Origin of the sequence: Mesorhizobium sp. LNHC252B00 (genome assembly GCF_000502955.1) — a bacterium.
Taxonomy (GTDB): domain Bacteria; phylum Pseudomonadota; class Alphaproteobacteria; order Rhizobiales; family Rhizobiaceae; genus Mesorhizobium.
Genome location: NZ_AYWO01000027.1, coordinates 1 through 21,557 on the forward strand (window position 1 = coordinate 1; position 21,557 = coordinate 21,557).

Genomic DNA, 21,557 nt, shown 5'->3' on the forward strand with positions numbered 1-21,557 from the left:
TTGCCGAGTTCTTCGCTTGCAAGGTCGGCATGGATCGCAATCATCTCGACCATGTGCCTGCGTAAAATCGCAAGGTGCTCTTCGGTCATCGGTTTCATGACGGTGGGGCTTTCTCCAACCAGTCTGCTGCCAGGTACAGTCTACCACTGTCGCGAATCGAAAGGCGATCCTCGGTGTGCGCTCGAAGTGGCGGGCCCGGGCCTGGAAGCAGGAAGGCTGACGCTCCGCAGAGGCCAGTGCCGCCGCCGAGATTCTCGGCGCGGACATCGAGTTCTTCGACGCCGACGACTAAATCCACATGTCACAGGCCGATTGGCGAATGTGGTGCAAGTTTCTTGTCGCTGAGAGTAAAGCCGGTTCTTCTGTCGTGCAGAAGATCTCCCCTGGCAAACAGCGCGGAGCATAAGGGCTGTCCCGACAATAGTGCCAGTCTCCGTGGCGAACGCACGACAGTGGCTAGGGCTGCATCGTTGATCGCGACCTGCTGTAGGTGTGGAGCCTCAACAGGTAGCCCGTCAATTTGTGAACATCGACGACATAAGTTCGTAATATGGCTCCTATGTCATGGGAGTGAACGTCTTGCGGCGTCCGCGCCCAAAGCAGTTGCTTGCGGCGGTGAGCGAGGCGCCGGTTCCCGCATCGTGTCGTCGGCAAAAAAGCGACGTTCCGCTCTTTGCTTTCACGTCCGGTACGCCGACAAGTCCGGCGGTCAAAAATCGACCAGCGGCGTGTCCACGATCTGGTGCTCGAACAGCAGCCAGAACGGCGATCCCCGGGATTCGGAGTACCAATGCTCAAAAATCGCAAGGGCCACGCCGATATTGGTGGCGGGTTCGTCCTCGGGCGGCTTCGCGGCCTGGAACAGCGCAAGCGCAACTGGGCCAAAATGCGTGATCGCTTCCGTGCGCGCCTCGCTGTCCGCACTCCAGCCGAGCCGCAAGCGCAGGACGGCCAAAGCGCTGGCAACGGCGATCTCCTCACTTTCGGCCGAGGCCACGGCGTCCGAGATCGCCTGCATGAGGTTGAGCCGCCTGAAGGCGAAAGCGCGCTCCTGTTCCAGAACCGCGATCTGATTGGCCGCTTGTCGCCTGAAGCTTGCCTCGGTTGTCCTGGCGGTCTCAGCCGTCGTTTTCAGGTCATTCAGATAGGAAGCCGTCGGGTTCATCTTGGCTCACCAGGATGGCGGAAGAGAGTGGGAGTCGAACCCACCAGAGACCGACTCGCGGCCCCTCCCGGATTTGAAGTCCGGACGCCCCACCGGGGGCGATGCTCCTCCAGAAATTTGCACCGTCGGCGGCTCACCCTCGCCTGTCAGGCGGAACAGGTCCAGCTTGCGCCTGTTCAGGCGGCGCAAGTCTCCCCGCCGCAGCGTCACGCCGTGCCGATCGAGAAATTCGAGGATAAGGATGGCGACCTTGCGTCCGCTGCCCACGCGATCGCGAAATTGAGCAGCGGTGAACTCGTCTGTGGGCATCGACGCAGCGAGGTCGCGCGCGATCTCCACGATCTGCGCCAACGCCTCGCGCTGGAAGAAGTGGTCATGAGCGACCTCATGGACCTTCCCCATGCGGCCGGCAAGCTTCAGAAGCCGCCGGATTTCCGTCTCCGGCGCGCCCAGCACCTCGGCAATATCCCACACTCTCGGCGGATGGAACCGTTCGGGTCCGCCGATGAGAGGCTGGATTTGCAGCCAGAAAGTTTCATCCTTTGCCGTCAGGTGCGCCTCATGACCGGGCAGCCGCACCCAGGCGCCATCCAAGGCAACTTCTCCAGCATGCGAAAGGCTCCGCAGAACTGCCGTGAAAGCGGGCGCCTGCAGACGTGGATCAAGCCCAATACGCAGTCTCTCCATTCCTACGCCCGGCAAATCCGGATTGTCGGCATGGAAGGCCTCCAGGGTCGCGGCCAAGTCGCGCTTGAATCGCAACCAGCGCTCCGGCGACAGCACGAGAAGCATCTCTCCCACGGCAAAACGAACAAGCCCGAGTTGATCGATCAGGCCTTCCGTCTCGCGGTCACTAAGCGCCCTGTCGCGCGCGAAACCCTTCAGGTCGAAATAGTGGGGCGGCGCATCAAGGAGTGCGGCGGCGGCCAGTTCGGGCGCCAACAGCGCATGGGCATCGAGTTGGATCAGCCGTTCCGGTGCGCGGCGTTTGCGGCTGGGCGCCCGCAGATCGAGAAAATGTCCGCCGCCGATGGTTCGCTGCGCGGAGGTGTCGCGCACCACGTAAACGTCGCCGGCAGCGGCCGCGATCGGACTGTCCAGCACCAATTGAACTTTGGCCGTGCCGCCAGGCCCGATCGGTTCGTCTGCGAGGAGTACGATGCGTGCCCCAACGTCCGTCGCGGCATGGTGGAGCCGGACCGGAAACCATTGGCCGATCGGCTTGCGTTCATCCGGCAGAACGCGAAGGCGTGCATCAATCCGGTCCGTCGGCGCGTGAAGCTTCGGATCGACGATCACGTCGCCGCGCCGGATCGCCTCCTTGAAAACCCTTTCGCCGGTCAGATTGAGCGCGCAGCGGTCTCCGGCCCGACCACGTTCAGCCGGCCGGTTCTGGGCGTGGATCGATCGAACCCGCGCAAGCAATCCCGACGGGCTTACGACCACGTTGTCTCCAACACCGAGAGAACCCGAAAGCACGGTGCCGGTCACGACGGTGCCCACGCCGCGCAGCGTGAACGAGCGGTCCACTGCTAATCGAAAACGGCCCGAAACTGCACGCCGGGCAAGATGCGACGCCTCCTCGAACAAGAGATACCTGAGTTCATCGATACCTTCGCCTGTAACGACCGAGACGGGAATCAGGTGGGCCTCGGCAAGCATCGTCCTGGCAAGCACCGAGCGGATATCACTCGCCACCGCATTGCGATGCTCGGGACCGGCCAGATCGCATTTCGTAAGCAGGACGGCGCCGCGCTTGACACCGAGCAGATCGATGATGGCGAGGTGCTCCCGGGTTTGCGGCATGACGCCGTCATCGGCAGCCACCACGAGCAACACGAAGTCGATGCCGCTGGCGCCGGCGAGCATCGTGTGTACGAAACGTTCGTGCCCGGGAACATCGACGAAACCGATGCTATCCCCACCCGGCACCGGCAAATAGGCGAAGCCGAGATCGATGGTCATGCCGCGTGTCTTTTCGTCCTGCAAACGATCGGTGTTTATACCGGTCAGCGCATGCACCAGCGCGGTTTTGCCATGATCAACATGTCCCGCCGTGCCGACGATCATGATGCGGTCTCCGGCAACGGCGCGGCGGCGCGACGCTCGGCTTCAGCGGCATCGCCCGCGCTCAATTCGGCCCGCACCGCAGCCAGATAGCGGTGGGCAAGGGCGCTGCCGCCTGCCTCGGCACGCAGGAGCCAAGCCAGCGCCTCGACCGCGTCGGTCGGCACGCCCGTACCAAGATGGCAGGCGGCGCCGAGCATTGCCTGCCCCTCGGCGTCTCCTCGCATGGCAGCACGGCGCCACCAGCGTACAGCCTCGTGCGGATCGCGCCGCACGCCGAGCGCATTGTGATAAAGCATCCCAATCCGGGTCATCGCGGATGCGATGCCCCGATCGGCCGCGGCAAGCGCCCAGCGTCGCGCCTCGCCGGCATCGGGAGCCATCACTTCGCCCTCCAGCAGCATCCAGCTCAGCATATCCTGCGCCGGTCCGTCGCCAGTTTCCGCTGCGGCCCGATAGAGTTCGGCCGCCCGGCGAAAGTCCTGCTGAACGCCTTCGCCGCGGAAATACAGCGACGCCAGGTTCCTTTGCCCGACAGGATCTCCTGCCTCGGCGGCGAGCGCCAGCCAGCGAAAGGCCATATCCGCGTCACGCTCGACGCCGAGCCCTTCGGCGAAGCAGGCGCCGATATTGTTCTGAGCGCGGGCAACGCCCTGGTGAGCCAGCGGCTCCCATATGGACAGAGCCACGGCATGATCGCCTCGCCGAGCGGCTTCGAGGGCCTCGGTCATGCGTGCGGCCATAGGCGTCTCGGCTGGGCGGCGCGCAAGGCGGTCAAGCCAGCGCATCGGTTCCTCCCGGATTTAAGCCGGCTAGATTGGCGATGAAGTTCGCCTCGTCTTCCAGGCAGCGCAAATCGAGCACGAGCGCCTGGCTTTCGATGCGCCCGATGACGGGGACACCCAGCCCGCGCAGCGCAGCCGCAAGCGCTTCGAGCGCCCGGCTGCTCCCTGAGCGCGGCTTGAGAGCAAGCCCAGCGCTTGGCACAGTTTCGAGCGGCAGCGCGCCGGATCCGACTTGGCTCCGGCACTCCACCTTGTCGACCGCAAAGGCTTCGCCCACGGCGTCAGCAACCAGGGGAGCAAGGCGCTTTGCCTGCGCTGCAATCTCCCTCACCGGGCGCGCCAGCAGCCTTAGCGTCGGCAGGCGCTCGGCCAGGCGGTCGGGGTCGCGGTAGAGCTTCAACGTCGCCTCGAGCGCGGCCAAACGAAGCTTGTCGACCCTGAGCGCCCGCTTCATCGGGTTGCGGCTGATCGCTGCGAGCAGGTCCCTGCTGCCGACGATGAAACCCGCCTGAGGACCGCCAAGCAGCTTGTCGCCGGAGAATGTGACGAGATCGGCGCCGTCGGCGACCGCCTCGCGCACGGTCGTCTCGCGCCCAAGGCCGTAGCGGGCTAGATCGACCAGCGTGCCCGAACCGAGATCATGGACCAGCGGTATCCCATGCTCCTTGGCGATTGAAGCGAGCTCGGGTGCCCGGATCTCGGCCGTGAACCCTTCGACCCGATAGTTCGATGTGTGCACCTTGAGGATAAGCCCGGTCTCCGGGCCGATCGCCGCGACATAGTCTTTGCGATGCGTGCGGTTGGTGGTGCCGACCTCGACAAGCCTGGCGCCGGCGCGCGTCATGATCTCGGGCATCCGGAAAGAGCCGCCGATCTCGATCAACTCGCCTCGCGAAACGATCGCTTCGCGACCGAGCGCCAGCGTGTTGAGGACGAGAAGGACGGCAGCCGCATTGTTGTTGACGACGGTTGCATCCTCGGCTCCGGTCAGCTCGCAAACGAGCGATCGAAGATGATCGTCCCGTTCGCCGCGCTCGCCTTTCTCGACATCGAATTCGAGAGCCACCGCTTCGCGCATCGCCAGCCGAACAGCCTCGACTGCCTCTTTCGCGAGGAGAGCTCTTCCGAGATTGNGAGCCACCGCTTCGCGCATCGCCAGCCGAACAGCCTCGACTGCCTCTTTCGCGAGGAGAGCTCTTCCGAGATTGGTATGCAGCAGCGTTCCGGTCAGATTGAAAACGGGACGCAGGGAAGAGCGTTCGCCGTCCCTGAGCTGCATGAGCGCGTCGCCGGCAACATCGTTCGCCTCCGGCACGACGGCTCCGGCATTGCGGGAGGCCATTCGTGCATCGGCGAGGGCCCGGCGAATGGCCTCCGTCGCGGCCTGACGCCCGAAGCGCTCGATTGCGGCCGCCGCCAGCGTGGTCCTCAGCACTTGGTCGACCGACGGAAGATTGCGCAAAGGGTTTGCGGATGAAGTGGTCATCGCATCCTCAATAGCCAACAAGGAACGGATTGAACGATCCGCGGCGATGGCCGCCCTCGCGGACGAGCAGGTCGAGGCCGAGCGTCGCCACGTCGTCGGCGACCGGATCGAGAGCCGGATCCTTGTATTGGTACAGGATCTTTACATAGCAGCCGCATGCATCGCAGGTCTCGGCCTTGACCGTGCCAGGACCTCCCTCGATTTCCTGATAGCCTATCCCCTTGGTCGAGCCGCACAGCGTACATTTGATGCGGACGTGGTTCCACAATGTTCCACACAGCGCGCAGGCGCAGAACCGCGCCCCGTGTGCGCCGTGCCAACCTACGATGATCGAGGACACGGGCGGCCCACCGCAGGCCGGACAGGCGCCGTCGGCAACCGCAACGAGCTTCGAGCTGTCGAGACATGCCGCGAGGCGGGCGAAGTGAACCTGCAGCGCGGCCGCGACATAGACATGCTCGGCAAGCGCTTTGATTGGGATTGCATCGGTGAGTACATTGCGCACCATGGAATCGACTCTGGATGCACCGATGTTTGTGAGCCTGCCCAAGGCGGCTGCGGCAGCCTCGGGTTTTTCGATCGTAGCTGCCACTTCCAACAGGCGGCCGAGCGTCATTCCAAGGGCGGCATCCGAAGTGAATTGGTTGCGATCGAGCGGCGGCATACCGAAGATTCGTGCGCGCTCGCGCGCCTCCGCGGTCGGCAATTCGATCTCCGGCAAGCCGTCCTGGATGCGGTGCTGCGCATCCGTCAGTGCAGCCAGGAAGCGGAGATAGGGGCCGAGCTGGTGGTCATCCGCCAACACAATCAATCGCTCGGAGCGGCGAATGAACAAGGTCCGCGGATCAGGCACGCGCGCAAAGGGTGGGGCCGAGACTTCGCCGATTACTGTCGGGTCAGGGCGTGACGGATCTTGTTGCCTTGGCATTTCAACCTCACGAACCTCACGGGCCACGTGGTCGGCTTGACACTGCTCCAGAGCAATTCCACCAAAAGTGTATAACGGTTTTCCGTCCGGAATTGCGTAAAAACAAATACCCGCTCATTCGGCGGGATTCGATCCCGAACGTCCGTTCGGCTTGCCTGCGATCAGTTCCCGCAGCCATTTGCGATGATGCCGCCACGCCCAGCCGCCGGTCACCCGTCCGCGCGTCATGGCGGGAATGGTGCCGCGTACCCAGATGGCCGAGTAGAAATGAATAATCCAGACGCCGATGATCGCCACGGCAGCGATCGAATGAACAAGCAGCGCTATCCGCTGGTGGCCGATCGTGGTGTAAGCGGCGAAATATTGTTGCCAGATGACGACGCCGCTCGAAATCAGGATGATGATGAGGATCGACATTGACCAGAAGACGAGCTTCTGGCCGGCATTGTACTTGCCGACTTCGGGGACGTTGTCCTCGTGATTGGACAACACGTCACGGAAACGGGCGAGCCACGTTCCGTCCTCGGGCCTCCACAAATTGGCCTTCCAGAACCGAAGGAAAAGCCCAAGGAAGCTAACGAAGAGCAAGACGCCGATCCATGGGTGAATGAAGCGCGTGAACTGGCCGCCGCCAAACAGCCGCGACAGGAAGAACAGGCTCGGGTGAAACATGGCAAGGCCGGACAAGGCGAGCAGGATCAGGCTGGCCGCCGTGATCCAATGGTTGATCCGCGCGCCCACCGTGTAGCGGTCCACGATGACTGGCTTGCCGGGATGTACCTGCTCGTTAGGCTTCACATCATACGCGGCCATCGTTTTTGCCTTCCGTCAGCTCTTCGGCATGCTCCTCATCCGTCTCGGAGACCCGGTTCGGTCCCATGACCAGATGGTGAAGCAGGCCGACGCCGGCCGCCACGCCGAGAATGGTGAGGCCGGCATATTTGGTCACGCCCTTCCACGCCTCCACCAGCGGACTGATCTTCGGCTCCTTCGGCAGACCCGAATAGAGCTCCGGCTGGTCGGCATGGTGCAGCACATACATCACATGCGTCCCTCCGACGCCGGGCGGATCGTAGAGGCCGGCATTCGAATAGCCGCGCGATTTCAGGTCCTTGATGCGGCCGTCGGCGTGCTGTTTCATCTCGTCTTTCGTGCCGAACACGATCGCCTGGGTCGGGCACGCCTTGGCGCAGGCTGGTCCCTGGCCGACAGCCACGCGGTCGGAGCAGAGCGTGCATTTGTAGGCCGTGTGATCGACTTTGGAGATGCGCGGAATGTTGAACGGGCAACCCTTGATGCAATAGCCGCAGCCGATGCAGTTCTCATGGACGAAATCGACGATGCCGTTCGAATACTGCACTATGGCGCCTGGTGCCGGACAAGCCTTGAGGCAGCCCGGATCAGCGCAATGCATACAGCCATCCTTGCGGATCAGCCATTCGAGTTCGTTGGTCTCGGGATTGTCCCATTCGCTGTAGCGCATCAGCGTGAACATGTCCGGCGTGAGATCGGCAGGATTCTCATAGACGCCGGCATTGAGGCCGATCTCCGGATGCGTGTCGTTCCACCCGATGCAGGCCGTCTGGCATGCCTTGCAGCCAATGCACTTCGAAACATCGATGAGCTTGGCGACTTCCGTCAATTGCTGCTCGGGCGCGGGAACCGTCGAGGCAGAGCGGCGGATGAGGTCCTTGTCGGAAAAACGCGGTGCGGTATCCGTCGTCGAAGGATTTGGAAGTGGAGGAAACATCGCTTACTCCTCCTACGCTACCGGCCCGGCGACGGGCTCGATGTTGACAAGGAACGCCTTGTATTCCGGCGTCTCGATGTTGGCGTCGCCGACAAAGGGGGTGAGCATGTTGGGGCCAAAGCCTTTCTTCGCCGCTCCCGTGAAGCCCCAGTGCAGCGGTATTCCGACTATGTGGACGGTCTTGCCATCGCAGGTGAGCGGCCTGATCCGTTTGGTCACCATGGCCTTCGCCACAACGGAACCGCGCTTCGACCAGACGCGCACCCAGCCGCCTTTGGTGATGCCTTTCTCGGCCGCAAGCTGTTCCGAAATTTCCACGAAAAATTCCGGCTGCATCACCGCATTGGTGATGACGTGCTTGGTCCAGAAGTGGAAATGCTCGGTCAGTCGGTAGGAGGTCGCCGCGTAGGGAAACTCCTGCGAAGCCGATTCGGCGAACTGGGCCATATCGCCTTCGAACACCCGCGCTGCGGGGTTGCCGCGGACTTTGGGAGCTATCGGGTTCGCGATGGGCGACTCGAATGGCTCGTAGTGCGCCGGGAATGGTCCGTCGCGCATCATGCCCCGGGTAAAGAGGCGCGAGACGCCTTCCGGATTCATGATGAACGGGCCTACTTGATCGGGCTTTGCCGTTGGCAAGATGTCGGGGACATCGTAGCCCGACCATTTCGTGCCGTCCCATTCGATCACCTTGCGGCTTGGATCCCAAGCCTTTCCGGTGAGGTCAGCCGACGCCCTGTTGTAGAGAATGCGGCGGTTGGCGGGCCATGAGAACGCCCATTTGGAATAGGCGCCGGTTTCGTCAGGATCGGTGGTGTCCCGCCTGGCCATGTTGTTGCCGTTTTCGTTGAAGCAGCCGGAATAGATCCAGCAGCCGCAGGAGGTGGAGCCGTCGTCGCGCAGCGCGGCGAAGCCCGGCAAGAGCTTTCCGGCCTCGGCCAGCACCTTTGTCGGGTCGGCCGTGTCGGTTACCCTGGCGAGCGCCCTGCCATTGATCTCCTGGGCAAGCTCCTCGGCCTTCGGATCGCCGGGATCGGCATAAGGCCAGTTGAGCTTAACGATCGGATCCGCGAAGGCGCCGCCTTCCTTGGTGTAGAGCTCCTTCAGGCGCAGATAGAGCTGCGCCATAATCCAGGTATCGCGTTTGGCCTCGCCGGGCGGCGTGCCGCCGGCCCAATGCCACTGCAGCCAGCGCCCCGAATTGACCAGCGAGCCGTCGTCCTCGGCGAAGCAGGTGGAGGGAAGCTGGTAGACTTCCGTCTGAATCTGCGACGGATCGACATCGTTGTACGGCCCGTGGTTCTCCCAGAACCGGCCCGTCTCGGTGTCCAACGGATCCATGATGACGAGGTATTTGAGCTTCGAGAGGGACTCGATCACCTTCTTCTTGTTCGGAGCTGCCTGTAGCGGGTTGAAGCCCTGGCAGAAATAGCCGTTCATCTTGCCCTGGTGCATCAGCTCGAAAGCCCGCAGCAGATCGTAGCCCGGCAGGTCGAGCTTCGGCAGGTAGTCATAGGCGAAGCCGTTCTCCGGAGTTGCCGCGTTGCCCCACATTGACTTTTGGAAGCTTACGAAGAACTTCCTGTAGTTCTGCCAGTAGCTCATCTGGTTCGGCCGGAGCGGCTTGAAGCCTCGGGTCGACATGTAGGCTGCCAGATCGACCTCCTTCTCGGTCGGCAGCGTCAGATAACCGGGCAGCAGGTTCGACATCAGCCCGAGGTCGGTCAGCCCCTGGATATTGGAGTGACCGCGAAGCGCGTTCATGCCGCCGCCGCGTATACCAATGTTGCCGAGAACAAGCTGCAGCATCGCCATGGCGCGGATGTTCTGCGAGCCCTTCGAGTGCTGGGTCCAGCCGAGCGCGTACATCGAGGTCATCGCCTTGGTCGGAGACGACGTCTCGGCGACCATCGCAGCCACCTTCAGGAACCGGTCCTTCGGGGTGCCGCAGATGCGCTCGACCATCTTCGGCGTGTAGACCGCGACATGCTTCTTGAGCAGATTCCAGACGCAGCGGGGATTGGCCAATGTCGCGTCGACAACGGCAAAGCCGTCCGGGCCTATGTCATAGTCCCAACTGGACTTGTCATAGTCTCGCTTCGCCTCGTTATAGCCAGAGAAGAGGCCGTCCTGATAGGTGAAGCCCTCCTTGACGACATACGTCGCGTTAGTGAAGGCCTTCAGATAGTCCCATTGCACCTTATCGTTCTGGATGCAGTAGTTGATCAGCCCGAGCAGGAAGGCGATATCCGTTCCCTGGCGGATCGGCGCGTAAACATCCGACACCGAAGCCGAGCGCGTAAAGCGCGGGTCGACGACGATGAGCTTGGCGCCGCGGTTGGCCTTCGCCTCTGTGACCCATTTGAAGCCGCAAGGATGCGCTTCCGCGGCATTGCCGCCCATGATGACGACGAGATCCGTGTTCTTGATGTCGGTCCAGGAATTGGTCATTGCGCCGCGGCCGAATGTTGGGGCGAGACTCGCCACCGTCGGGCCGTGTCAGACACGTGCCTGGTTGTCGAACACCAGCATGCCCGCGCTGCGGACCACCTTGTAGGTCGCGAACGCGGTTTCATTGGTCGAAGCCGAGGCGGCGAGGAAGCCGGTGGTGATCCACCGGTTGACCGTCACGCCGTCATTGTTCATCGCGACGAAGTTCTTGTCGCGATCGTCCTTCATCAGGCGGGCGATGCGGCCGAGCGCATCTTCCCAGCTTATCGGCTCGAACTTGTCCGAGCCCGGTCTGCGGATCATCGGATGTTGCAGACGGGTCGGCGACTTGACAAATCCGAGCAGGGCCGACCCTTTGGGGCACAAGGTGCCGCGATTGGTCGGATGATCAGTGTCACCCTCGATATGGGTGATGTCGGCCGGCTCGCCCTTTCTGAGATCGCCCTTCGAATACAAGATTATGCCGCAAGCCACCGAGCAGTATGGACAGGTGTTGCGTGTTTCGGTGGTGTTCGCGAGCTTGAACGGCCGTATAGCCGCCGCGTGTGCGGCCTCGCTATCGCCGAAGCCGAGGGCTCCAAGCGAAGTACCGGCGACGCCCGCGCCTGCTGTTTGCAGGAACGCGCGTCGAGAAAGATTGATGTTCATGGGTTCCTCCCGAAGCCGATGCCCCACAAGGCAACTCGAACCAACGGTCAATCCGACTAACTAGTGTCGGACCAAATAAAATCAATGCCAAGGAACAAGGCGCGTACGGTGCAGCAAAAGTGCCCCTCCGAACCGCCTTCCTGCAACAGGTTTGTGGCCCGCAAATCGGAATTGTGACCGCGACTGCGATTGACGAAAATGAACGCATTGCCATAGAGTAAGGCGTGGCGATGAAACAGCTCCCGCGGGTCGGGGCGCCTTTCGATCGATACCCAATGACGGCGATGCCTCGCACGCCGGATAGGGCCCTTGGCTTTTCTAACTCAACGAAATCCGCTGAAAGCAAGCGTGCTCCAAACGTGCCATGCGTTGGGCGATCTTATTTTCCATGCCGGTTGACTTTGATCCCCACTAAAGCGTGCTAGCAGAGGAGGCTAGACGATCATGGCAATCGCCCTCTCGCCTGAAATCACCAAAGCGCCCGTTGTGCGCCTGACCAGCCTCGCCCATGGCGGCGGTTGCGGCTGCAAGCTGGCGCCGTCAGTGCTGCAGCAGCTTCTCGCCGATCCGGCGGCTGCCAGTCCCTATCATCAACTTCTCGTCGGCACGGAGACCGGCGACGATGCGGCAGTTTGGCAACTCGACAGCGCGACTTGCGTCATTGCGACCACCGACTTCTTCATGCCTATGGTAGATGACCCCTACGATTTTGGTCGGATTGCCGCGACCAACGCCCTGTCCGATATCTATGCGATGGGTGGCCGGCCGATCATGGCGTTGGCTATTCTCGGCATGCCTCTCGACAAGATCCCGACGGTCATGGTCCGCGAAATCCTCAGAGGTGGCGAAGCTGTCTGCGCCGACGCCGGAATCCCAGTTGCCGGCGGCCACTCAATCGACTCGCCGGAGCCGATTTACGGCCTTGCAGTCATCGGCACCTGCCGACCCGAGGACATCCGACGCAATTCTGACGCCAGACCGGGCGACGCCTTGATCCTGACGAAAGGGCTCGGCGTCGGCATCTATTCCGCCGCCATCAAGAAGCAGGCGCTTTCCGAGAGCGGCTATCGCGAAATGATCGCCTCCACCACCCTTCTCAACCGGATCGGATCGGAACTGGCGCAGGATGCGAGCGTCCACGCCGTAACCGACGTGACCGGATTTGGCTTGCTCGGACATGCCCTCGAGATGGCACGCGGTTCCGGGTGCACGCTCATAATTTGCAGCCACGACGTGCCGCTCTTTTCCGAAGCTGCCTCGCTCACGGTCGACGGCCACGTTACCGGCGCATCGCGGCGCAACTGGGCGAGTTATGGCGACGCGATAAGCTTACCTCCCGGCATGCCCGACTGGCGACGCCATCTTCTCACGGATCCACAGACTTCGGGCGGGTTGCTGGTTGCTTGCGAGGCCGACCGCGCAGCGGCGCTCGTTGAGTGGATCGTCGCGGACGGCTATCCTTCGGCTCGCATCATCGGCCATGCCAGGCCCGGCGCGCCGACAATAGTAGTAGAGGCCTGAACGGCCGCTCCGCTTCCCGCCAGATGACGGGGTGCGCCCTCCAGTTCGCGGCACTCCACCTCCTGCCACCACTGGATCGGCAGGCAAAGACGCCGCCTGCTCTGTCCACGCTGGATTGGCGGCGAACGCTGCGGAAACATCAGCTCCTCTATCCGGAGAATCGTTCCACTTGGCCATGCGTTCGGAACGCGTGCTCGACATGGTCAGCCGAGACATATGGCCGGCAGCGTGGCCAAGCTCATGCAGCGCCGTGCGGTGCCAGTTGATAGGCTCGAAAAAATCCTCTGGTGACGGGACCTGCACATAATCGAGCGCCGGCATGTAGAAAGCGCTGTTGCCACCGATGCGGAAGTCGATTCTGGCCGCGCGTATCAGGGCCTCGACCCTCGGCTCGATCAGGTGGAGAGCCGGGCGCGGCGCGTCGATCGCGACCCCATCCGGCAGATTTTCGCACTGCGCGGCGTTGAAGACTGTGAAGCGCTTCAGGGAACGGCATCGCTTGTGCTTCCTCACCGGTCTCCCAGGCGCGCTGCCAGTCGGCACTTCCGCGCGCACTTGCTACGGGCTTGCTCTTTGGCTTGGCAATCGTCGAGGCGATGTCGCAGGCTTGCGATGGGACCAGCGCGTAACCCACCGCGTTCTGATCGATGGTGTCGAGCGCCAATTCGATGGATTTGATATTGTTCAGGCCAAGAACCCGGGAAGGACCGGCGGCAAGCGGCTTTTCGTTCCAGTAACTCCCATGCTGGCTAAGATCCTGGACGCCGCGGACCGGCGCGGCGAAACAGTCCTGGTCACGGGCTATGGCCATCCTTTCTCGCCCAAATCTCTGACCGGTGCCATGGCACGCTGGTGCGCTCTCGCCGGATTGCCGAAGGGCCTTACGCTGCACGGTTTGAGGAAGTCGCTGGGGGTCTATCTCGCCGAAGCGGAGGCATCCACGAGGCAGATGATGGACGTTCTCGGCCACGACGACATCGACCATGCAGAGCTCTATTCGCGGCAAGCGTCGCAGGTGCGTTTGGCTGTACAAGGCATGGACCGAGTCGTACGGCTGGTAACGCGCAAACCACTGCTTGGCGAACCTGTTGGCGAACTTCGTAGCGAGCCGGTCAATAAGCCATTGATAAATAACGATAATGGTGGGCCCGGAGGGACTCGAACCCCCAACCAAGCGGTTATGAGCCGCCGGCTCTAACCATTGAGCTACAGGCCCCACGCCGGCTGGATAATGTTTTTCCTGTCGCCGCACAAGGCTTTCCCGACGGGCTTCCGCAGATCGCCCAAATCAACGCATAATCTCGCTCTACGCAACCTTTGCGAGTAGATCGCAGACCAAGGAGATTTTCATGACCAGACGCCTTTTGCCTCTCGCGCTCACCGCTGCAATCGCTTTTCCGGCGATGGCTGGAGCCACCGATTTGCCGACGCCGCCTCGCATCATCGTGTCAGGCGAAGGCGAGGCAACCGTAGCCCCCGATCTGGCGGTCCTGACGCTGAGCGTCATGCGAGAGGCCAAGACCGCGCGCGCCGCGCTCGACGCCAACAATGACGCCATGGCCGCCGTGATCGCGGCGATGAAATCGGCCGGCATCAACGACCGCGACCTGCAGACCGCAGGCATCCAGATCAACCCGCGCTACAACTACACCAACAAGCCGGACGGCAGCCAAGAGGCCGAACTGGTCGCCTATCAGGTGACCAACACGCTTTCGGTGCGGGTGCGCGATGTCGACAAGACCGGCGAGATCCTCGACAAGGCGGTGTCGCTGGGCGTCAACCAGGGCGGCGGCATCGCCTTCACCAATGACAACCCGGCGGCCACAGTCGCCGAAGCGCGCAAGAAGGCGGTCGCCAATGCGATGGCCAAGGCCAAGACGCTGGCCGGGGCCGCCGGCGTCAGCCTCGGCAAGGTGCTCGAGATCACCGACCAGAACATCGCGCCGACGCCGATGCCGATCAACGCCAAGGCCTTCGACGCCGCGGGTGCCGCGGCTCCGGTGCAGGCCGGCGAGAATTCCTACAATGTGCAGGTCACGGTCACCTTCGAACTGAAGTAAGCGGGCTCTGACGATCCATGGCTGAGGCTTGTCCGACCACGGATCCGACCACCAGCCACCAACGCGCATGAAAAACCCCGCGGGATCGCCCCCGCGGGGTTTTTCGCCTTCCGGCGGAAAGGGGGCCGGTTAGTCCAGACCGACCTTCGCAGAAGGTCGTGTCTCCGGCTGATACTCGCAGAGGATCATGCCGCTTGACCTTCGCAGAAGGTCGTGTCCCCCTGCTGATCCTCGCAGAGGATCATGCCGTCCGAACTGATCTTCGCAGAAGATCATGTTCTCGGGTTGATTGTCGCAGCAGGCCCATCCACGCAGAAGATCATGCTTCTATGAGTACGGATGAGTCCGGCCTCAGCCTTAGCGGTAGATAACCGGGCAACCGCGCTCGTTGGCGAACACGACCACGACGCGGTCGCCGTCCTGGCGGCCCATCACCTTCACCGTACGACGGCTGACGTCGACGATGCGGGCACGGTAGAGGCCCATGCGTTCGGCCTTGTCGAGCGCGCGGTCCGGCGAACAGCCACGACGCCAGCCGCCGCGGCGTTCATCACGCCAGTCGCCGCGGCGTTCATCACGGCGATAGCGATAGCCGTCGTCGCCGGTATAGACGCCGAAACGCGGGTCGTTGTTGTTGCCGAAGCCAAGATAGAGGCTGTCGGCATGAGCGGGAATAGCCGTCAGCGTGCCGAGACCGACCAGAGCCGAAAGGGCTGCCGTCTTGATGGTGGTGAACATTGTCTTCTCTCCTTTATTGCGGGCTTTCGCCCGTCCTCGTGAACCGATGGAGGGAGAATGCGCTGGCCTGTCTGAACTCTTTGCGAACCTGACGTTCATCTCTGGTTCATGTGGCGGGAAAAAGGAAATTGCCGACCATTCGTCCCCATCCCGGTGAACGATAGGAACGCCGCCTGTTTCCGATCCAACCGATTGGCTGAGGGTCAGGCGTCCCCGGCGCGAACCCTGTGGTTCGTCGTCCCAGCGCGAGCCTCTGGCTCGTCGGCCCAGCGCGAGCCTTACGGCTCCTCGTCGAGCATGTAATCAAAATAGTCTTCCGGCTCGGCGAGATCGGTTTCGCTCGCCTTGACCCGGCCGCGCATCGACATGCCGGCTTCATGCACGGTCTCGGCGCTGCCCGACACCAGCCGGTGCCACCAGTAGAGATCGCGGCCCTCGGCCACCAGCCGGTATGCGCAAGTGCTGGGCAGCCAGCTGATGGTGCGGACATTCTGTGGCGTCAGCCCGACGCAGTCGGGGACGCGTGCCAGCCGGTTGGCGTAGTCCGAACAGCGACAGGTCTGGGCGTCGAACAGCCGGCAGCCGACGCTGGTCCAGTAAATCTCACCAGAATCCTCATCCTCAAGCTTCGACAGGCAGCATTTGCCGCAGCCGTCGCAGAGCGATTCCCACTCGGTCGGGCTCATCGCCTCCAGGGATTTGGTTTTCCAGAATGGCGTTTCCATCCCCGGCATGTGGCCCCAGCCGCCGGCAAGGTCAAGCATGGCAACGGGAGGAATGCGCCGGCGGCGGGTGAAAGACACGAAGTTGCCTTAAAAAGGGCGGCCAATCGCCCTGCGCGGCCTCTATTCACGCCAAACCGGAACCAATCGGCGCAAGATAGGTTTCGGCAAGGATGGGACCCCATAAGGAGAGTTTTCGATGAAACGCCAACCACGGATTCTGGCCGGCACCGCACTTGGCCTGCTGATAGCATCCACGCCTTTGGGCGCGTTCCCGCTTCAGGAAAGTGCCGCGTTCGGCCCTACCCAGCGCACGTCGGTCCCATTCAATTTGGCGCAAGCAGCATGCGCCGAGGGCGAATCAGCAGAAGCCTGCGCAAAGAAGCAGCAGGCCGAGCCGAAACAAAAGCCCGAGCGCAAGAGGCCCGAGCCTGAACAGCAGGCAGCGCCTGCCCAGCGCGAGCAGCCCGCCGAGGAGCAGCAGCCACGCAGGAAGAAGCGCGATCAGCAGCAGCAGATCCAGCAGGCGCCGACCGAACAGGCCGCTCCGGCCGAGGAACAGCAGCCGCGCAGAAAGAGGCGCGATCTGCAGCAGCAGACCCAGCAGGCGCCGGCCGAACAGGCCGCTCCGGCCGAAGAACAGCAGCCGCGCAGGAAGAGGCGCGATCAGCAGCAGCAGACCCAGCAGGCGCCGGCCGAACAGGCCGCTCCGGCCGAAGAACAGCAGCCGCGTAGGAAGAAGCGCGATCAGCAGCAGCAGACCCAGCAGGCGCCTGCCGAACAGGCCGCTCCGGCCGAGCAACCACAGCCGCGCAGGAAGAAGCGCGACCAGCAGCAGCAGACGGAGCAGGCGCCGGCTGAACAGCCTGCACAGCAGGCCGCCCCGGCAAACGACAACAATCCACAGCCCCTGCGCAAGAAGCACAAGCAGGACCAGCAGATCGAAGCCGCACCCGCCGAACAAGCGCCGGCCAGGAAGCAAGCGCCCGCCGGCGAGCCGGTTCCGCAGGCCGAGCCGCTTCAGCCCGAGCAACAGGCGGCGCCGGCCGAGGGCAAACAGCCTCAGGAAAAGAAGAAGCGCGGCAAGAAGCCTGTCGGCGAACAGCCGGCAACGGCAGAGCAGCCGGCCACCGGAGAACAACCGTCGACGGCCGAACAACCCGCCAATGGCCGGCAGCCGTTGACTGGCAAACAGCCGGCCCCAGGTGAACAGCCGGCCCAAGGTGAAAATGCGACCCAGACTGAGGCCCCGGCCGACAAGAATGCAGCCCCCATCCTAGACAGCCAGAAGGATGTCCTGCGCAAGCGCAAGGGCAAGAATGGCCGGCAGGGAGGCGAGAATGCGAGTGAGCAGGCCAACCAGCCCACCCAGCAGAATGGTCAGCAGGCGCAGGCTCCAAAGCCTGCTCCGGTCGACCAGGGACCACCACCCACCGACGACAGGGCGGCCCAGCAGGCAATCCAGCCTGAAAAGATCGCTCCCGTGACGGAGGAAAAGGGCAAACGCGTCGAGCGCGCACCCGATGAGAACGTCCGCGACCGCCGGCGTCCGCAAGGCGTCGACGTCGTCAGGGAACTCGGCGACCGCGTCATCCTCCAGTTCAACAACCAGACGATCGTGGAAAGCAGTGACGCTCCACGTATGCATCGCGGCGCCAGGAACGTGTATTATGAGGACCTGTCGGGCGATCGCACCCGGGAAATTGTCGAGCGTGACAACGGTGTCCGGATCATCACCATCCGCAACCGCTACGGCGACATCATCCAGCGTTCGCGAATCGCTCCGGATGGGCACGAGTATGTGCTGAGCTATGTCGACGAGAGCCAGTATGAGGATGAGGGCGACTGGCGCGATCCGGGCGACGACCTGCCGCCGATGCGGCTCACCATTCCGCGCGAGGAGTACATTCTGGACTCCGAGAATGTAGAGGATCCCGACGACTACTACACCTTCCTCGAACAGCCGCCGGTGGAACGGGTGCAACGCCTCTACTCAATCGACGAGGTCAAGCGCTCGGCCCGTGTGCGCGACATCGCACGGCGCGTCGATCTCGATACGCTCAACTTCGATTTCGGTTCGGCCTCGATCTCCGACACCGAGGTGCAGAAGCTCGAGGGCGTCGCCACCGCCATGGAGAAGCTGTTGAAGAAGAACCCGGCCGAGACCTTCCTGATCGAAGGCCACACCGACGCGGTGGGCACGCCAGAGGCAAACCTGGCTCTGTCCGATCGCCGCGCGGAAGCGGTGGCTCAGGCGCTGACCAACGCGTTCGGCATCCCGCCGGAAAACCTGACGACACAGGGCTATGGCGAGGAGTATCTGAAGGTCAACACGGCGGGACCCAACCGCGAGAACCGACGCGTTGCGATCCGCCGTATCACCCCGCTGGTGGCGCCTGTCGCCAGCAACAATTAAGCCATGATTTCAATGCCATGACCTGGTTTGTGGAATCGGCACGAGAAGCATCCATCCCCGGCTTCACCGGGGATGGATCGACGTCCCAAGTTCAAGAAATGTTCCGGTATGCAACCGGGCTCATTGAATAGAAGGCGCACCTACCCCAGATTCAGGATTGGGCGTTCCCTGCCCCGTCCCGACTCCAGCGGGACGTATTGAGCCCCGCCGGACCCTCTCCGGCGGGGCTTTGTCTTGCAAATTGCAAACCGGAGCGACCTGACCGAAATAGCTCCGCAGCCCGCAGCGCCGACCGGAACCAGGCGGAGCTCGCTCAGCCCACGGACACGCCATCACGGATCAGCTGACAGCTCGTCAATCGACGCGCTGGTGGCTCCGCGCTTCTGAGTTCTGAAAACTGCTCTAACTCTTTGTTTTTGACGCAACTCCCAAGGAAAGCGCTATGCGCTTTTCCCGGGAAAACCGTTTCACGCTTTTCCTGGAATTACTCTAATAGATCCCTCTTATCTTCGTGCTCGAATTAGCAAACACCTCGTCCGGCACAAAAAAGTCGCCGGCCAGAGGCCCGTTCGCGTCAGGTGAATAGACCGAGAAATCGCTGACGCCCTCGGCGCGCAGCACCTCTTCGTCGATGTAGAAATTGCCCGTGGTCTCGCGCGCCGGCCGCATGAAGACGGCATGCGCGGCATCGGCCATGATGTCGGGCAAACGGCTCATCGCCGCCACTGTCGCGCCGCCGAGCAGATTGCGCACCGCCGCCGTGTCGATGGTCGAGATCGGCCACAGCGAATTTATCGCAATGCCATCCCTGGCGAATTCGGCGCTCATCCCCAGCGTGCACATCGACATGCCGAACTTGGCCATCGTGTAGGCGACGTGGTTCTTGAACCATTTGGCCTTCATGTCGAGCGGCGGCGCCAGATTCAGGATATGAGGATTGCTGGCTAACTTCAGGTGTGGAATGCACATTTTGGAAACGAGGAAGGTGCCGCGCGTGTTGATCTGATGCATCAGGTCATAGCGTTTCATGTCGGTTTCCAACGTGCCGGTGAGCTGGATGGCGCTGGCATTGTTGACGCAGATGTCGATGCCGCCGAACTTTTCGACGGTTCCGGCGACCGCGTCGGCAACCTGCGCCTCTTCACGGATATCGCACAGCACAGGTAGCGCCTTGCCTCCGGCCCGCTCGATCTCTTCAGCCGCCGTGTAGATCGTGCCCGGCAGCTTGGGATGCGGCTCAGCGGTCTTGGCGGCGATCGTCACATTGGCGCCGTCACGCGCGGCACGCAGCGCGATCGCCAGCCCGATGCCACGCGACCCGCCGGAGATGAACAGCGTCCTTCCCTTGAGCGACATTTTTCCTCCGCCTGCGTATTTTTCCTTGCGCAATCCTTGCCTGTGGCGGTCACGGATACAAGAGCTTGCGGCGGGATGCCATGGTGACGCTGCGGCCTACGGTCCAAACCTATTGGAATTGCTGAGCGTTCGATGTATATATTCTATACAGATAGGTAGAATATAGCATGGCACTGTCGATTAAGAACATGGAAGTCGAGCAAATGGCGCGCGAACTCGCTCGCCGCCGCCGCGTGTCGGTGACCGAGGCCATCCGCCAGAGTCTCGAGCGCGAAGTTGCGCGCGAGCGATTGGTGCCGCGCGATGAAACCAGCGACCTGTTTCAGCGGTTGATGGCTATCTCCGACAGTGCCGGAAAAATCCCCAAACGCGAAAATGCGATGACCGAGGACGAAATCCTCGGTTACGACGAGTTCGGGATCCCGACGAAATGATCATCGATTCCTCGGCCCTGGTTGCTATCCTGCGCGCCGAGCCTGGTTACGATCGTTTCGTGTTGGCGATCGCACAGGCCAAAAGGCGGCTGTTGGCGGCGCCAACGTTTCTTGAAACGACGATGGTGCTCGCCGGCGGCAGGCAGGATGAAATCCTTGATCGCCTAGACGACTTCCTGCGCACCGCCTCGATCGAGACCGTTGCCTTTACCGCCGACCATGCCGCGGTCGCACGCCAGGCCTTCCTGCGCTACGGCAAGGGCCGGCATCCGGCCGCGCTGAATTTTGGCGACTGCATCGCCTACGCCACGGCGCGTCTCGAAGCCATGCCGCTGCTGTTCAAGGGTGATGATTTCCGGCTAACCGACATCGAAGCGGTGTGATGTACAATTAGACCAGCACCAGCCCCTGCCGCATCGCGATAGCGATGGCATCTGTGCGGTTGGCGGCGCCAAGTTTGATCAGGATCGCGGCGACATGAAACTTCGCCGTGTGCACGGAAATGTTCAGCCGCCGTGCGATAACCTTGTTGGGCGCTCCCTCGGCCAGCAGCGCCAATACTTCCGCCTCGCGCGGCGACAGTGTTGGGCGGATCGCATGCTCGTCGGAGGCTTCATCCTCGAACGGCTCGCCGTCGCCCGGATGGAAGTCCTCAAGGCGCCCGCTTCTGCCGTCGCCCGATACGCGATAGCCGGCCGCAGCCAGTCGCGCCGCGGCAGCGATCAACAAATCGTCCGCGTCCACAGGCATGACGGCCAATACCTCGCCAGCGGGTCGCCCGCCATTGGCGCGTCCCGACAGCAGCACCCGTGGCGTGGACACCGGCACGGCGTCCACGCTCCTGTCGTCGATGATGGCGACATCGGCTTTGCCATCACCGGCCACGACCGGCAGCAGGTCTTCGCTCGCGGCAAGCGAGGCAGCCAGGCGCTCGGCGCGCGACGCGTCACCAAGCGCAATCAGCACCACCAGCCGCCGCGAGACGGCACCGTCAGTCATGATCCGGTCGCTGGTGAGCGTATCCATCACT

Annotated in this window: 16 protein-coding genes, 2 tRNA genes and 4 pseudogenes; 6 read left to right on the plus strand and 16 right to left on the minus strand. The window is 62.6% G+C overall.

What is annotated here, in order from left to right; translation table 11 throughout:
* The 10 genes and pseudogenes from X744_RS1000000175450 to fdnG form a co-directional block, all read right to left on the minus strand.
* A pseudogene (locus X744_RS1000000175450) lies at positions 1 to 98 on the minus strand (protein-L-isoaspartate O-methyltransferase); the annotation flags it as partial.
* A 611-nt stretch (positions 99 to 709) separates the two neighbouring features.
* Entirely contained in the window at positions 710 to 1,018 is a 309-nt protein-coding gene (locus tag X744_RS145375) for a hypothetical protein (RefSeq protein ID WP_156938611.1), read from the minus strand.
* A 162-nt stretch (positions 1,019 to 1,180) separates the two neighbouring features.
* Positions 1,181 to 1,276: transfer RNA gene (locus tag X744_RS145370), tRNA-Sec, on the minus strand.
* A 123-nt stretch (positions 1,277 to 1,399) separates the two neighbouring features.
* Positions 1,400 to 3,235: pseudogene (gene selB / locus X744_RS1000000172575) on the minus strand (selenocysteine-specific translation elongation factor); the annotation flags it as partial.
* Positions 3,232 to 4,020 carry a tetratricopeptide repeat protein gene (locus tag X744_RS145365; protein WP_023761801.1) on the minus strand — a complete coding sequence of 263 codons (789 nt, stop codon included), beginning with the start codon at positions 4,018 to 4,020 and terminating at the stop codon, positions 3,232 to 3,234. The pseudogene selB and the gene X744_RS145365, both read right to left, overlap by 4 nt.
* Positions 4,007 to 5,503 carry an L-seryl-tRNA(Sec) selenium transferase gene (gene selA / locus X744_RS145360; protein WP_023761802.1) on the minus strand — a complete coding sequence of 499 codons (1,497 nt, stop codon included), beginning with the start codon at positions 5,501 to 5,503 and terminating at the stop codon, positions 4,007 to 4,009. The genes X744_RS145365 and selA overlap by 14 nt, the downstream gene beginning before the upstream one ends.
* A 7-nt stretch (positions 5,504 to 5,510) precedes the next feature.
* On the minus strand, positions 5,511 to 6,431 hold the full coding sequence (gene fdhE / locus X744_RS145355; RefSeq protein ID WP_023761803.1) for a formate dehydrogenase accessory protein FdhE: 921 nt from the start codon (positions 6,429 to 6,431) through the stop codon (positions 5,511 to 5,513).
* 114 nt (positions 6,432 to 6,545) lie between these two features.
* Positions 6,546 to 7,244, minus strand: coding sequence for a formate dehydrogenase subunit gamma (locus tag X744_RS145350; protein WP_023761804.1), 699 nt, complete (start codon positions 7,242 to 7,244; stop codon positions 6,546 to 6,548).
* Complete coding sequence (gene fdxH / locus X744_RS145345) at positions 7,231 to 8,181, minus strand: formate dehydrogenase subunit beta (RefSeq protein WP_023761805.1); 951 nt, start codon at positions 8,179 to 8,181, stop codon at positions 7,231 to 7,233. The genes X744_RS145350 and fdxH overlap by 14 nt, the downstream gene beginning before the upstream one ends.
* A 12-nt stretch (positions 8,182 to 8,193) precedes the next feature.
* On the minus strand, positions 8,194 to 11,280 hold the full coding sequence (gene fdnG / locus X744_RS145340; protein ID WP_084025639.1) for a formate dehydrogenase-N subunit alpha: 3,087 nt from the start codon (positions 11,278 to 11,280) through the stop codon (positions 8,194 to 8,196).
* A 444-nt stretch (positions 11,281 to 11,724) separates the two neighbouring features.
* Between fdnG and selD the strand changes: the two genes are divergently transcribed.
* Positions 11,725 to 12,801, plus strand: coding sequence for a selenide, water dikinase SelD (gene selD / locus X744_RS145330; RefSeq protein ID WP_031260916.1), 1,077 nt, complete (start codon positions 11,725 to 11,727; stop codon positions 12,799 to 12,801).
* A 204-nt stretch (positions 12,802 to 13,005) separates the two neighbouring features.
* Here selD and X744_RS1000000172580 read toward each other — a convergent pair.
* A pseudogene (locus X744_RS1000000172580) lies at positions 13,006 to 13,330 on the minus strand (zincin-like metallopeptidase domain-containing protein); the annotation flags it as partial.
* On the opposite strand from X744_RS1000000172580, the pseudogene X744_RS1000000171120 reads away from it, so the two are divergent.
* Positions 13,331 to 13,858: pseudogene (locus X744_RS1000000171120) on the plus strand (tyrosine-type recombinase/integrase); the annotation flags it as partial.
* A gap of 83 nt (positions 13,859 to 13,941) precedes the next feature.
* Here the strand turns inward: X744_RS1000000171120 and X744_RS145325 are convergent.
* Positions 13,942 to 14,017 (minus strand) — tRNA-Ile (locus X744_RS145325).
* 133 nt (positions 14,018 to 14,150) lie between these two features.
* Here X744_RS145325 and X744_RS145320 point away from each other — a divergent pair.
* A complete protein-coding gene (locus X744_RS145320) occupies positions 14,151 to 14,861 on the plus strand; it encodes an SIMPL domain-containing protein (protein ID WP_023761810.1) in 711 nt (236 codons plus the stop codon).
* Positions 14,862 to 15,218: 357 nt separating this feature from the next.
* Here X744_RS145320 and X744_RS01000000170195 read toward each other — a convergent pair whose 3' ends face one another.
* Together X744_RS01000000170195 and X744_RS145315 are read right to left on the minus strand one after the other, a co-directional pair.
* Positions 15,219 to 15,599: a hypothetical protein gene (locus X744_RS01000000170195; protein WP_023761811.1), complete on the minus strand. Its 381-nt coding sequence runs from the start codon at positions 15,597 to 15,599 to the stop codon at positions 15,219 to 15,221.
* Positions 15,600 to 15,877: 278 nt separating this feature from the next.
* Positions 15,878 to 16,324 carry a YcgN family cysteine cluster protein gene (locus X744_RS145315; RefSeq protein WP_023761812.1) on the minus strand — a complete coding sequence of 149 codons (447 nt, stop codon included), beginning with the start codon at positions 16,322 to 16,324 and terminating at the stop codon, positions 15,878 to 15,880.
* 259 nt (positions 16,325 to 16,583) lie between these two features.
* Between X744_RS145315 and X744_RS0138025 the strand changes: the two genes are divergently transcribed.
* Positions 16,584 to 18,737, plus strand: a complete 2,154-nt coding sequence (locus X744_RS0138025; RefSeq protein ID WP_245266817.1) for an OmpA family protein — start codon at positions 16,584 to 16,586, stop codon at positions 18,735 to 18,737.
* A gap of 489 nt (positions 18,738 to 19,226) precedes the next feature.
* On the opposite strand, the gene X744_RS145310 is transcribed toward X744_RS0138025, so the two are convergent.
* Positions 19,227 to 20,093 (minus strand): NAD(P)-dependent oxidoreductase, encoded by an 867-nt coding sequence (locus X744_RS145310; RefSeq protein WP_023761815.1) that lies wholly within the window; start codon positions 20,091 to 20,093, stop codon positions 19,227 to 19,229.
* Between the two features lie 167 nt (positions 20,094 to 20,260).
* Between X744_RS145310 and X744_RS145305 the strand changes: the two genes are divergently transcribed.
* Both X744_RS145305 and X744_RS145300 read left to right on the plus strand, forming a co-directional pair.
* On the plus strand, positions 20,261 to 20,527 hold the full coding sequence (locus X744_RS145305; RefSeq protein WP_023761816.1) for a type II toxin-antitoxin system VapB family antitoxin: 267 nt from the start codon (positions 20,261 to 20,263) through the stop codon (positions 20,525 to 20,527).
* Positions 20,524 to 20,910, plus strand: a complete 387-nt coding sequence (locus X744_RS145300; protein ID WP_023761817.1) for a type II toxin-antitoxin system VapC family toxin — start codon at positions 20,524 to 20,526, stop codon at positions 20,908 to 20,910. The genes X744_RS145305 and X744_RS145300 overlap by 4 nt, the downstream gene beginning before the upstream one ends.
* Before the next feature lie 7 nt (positions 20,911 to 20,917).
* Here the strand turns inward: X744_RS145300 and X744_RS145295 are convergent, their stop codons facing one another.
* Positions 20,918 to 21,553, minus strand: a complete 636-nt coding sequence (locus X744_RS145295; protein ID WP_023761818.1) for a helix-turn-helix transcriptional regulator — start codon at positions 21,551 to 21,553, stop codon at positions 20,918 to 20,920.
* Between the last annotated feature and the right edge of the window lie 4 nt (positions 21,554 to 21,557).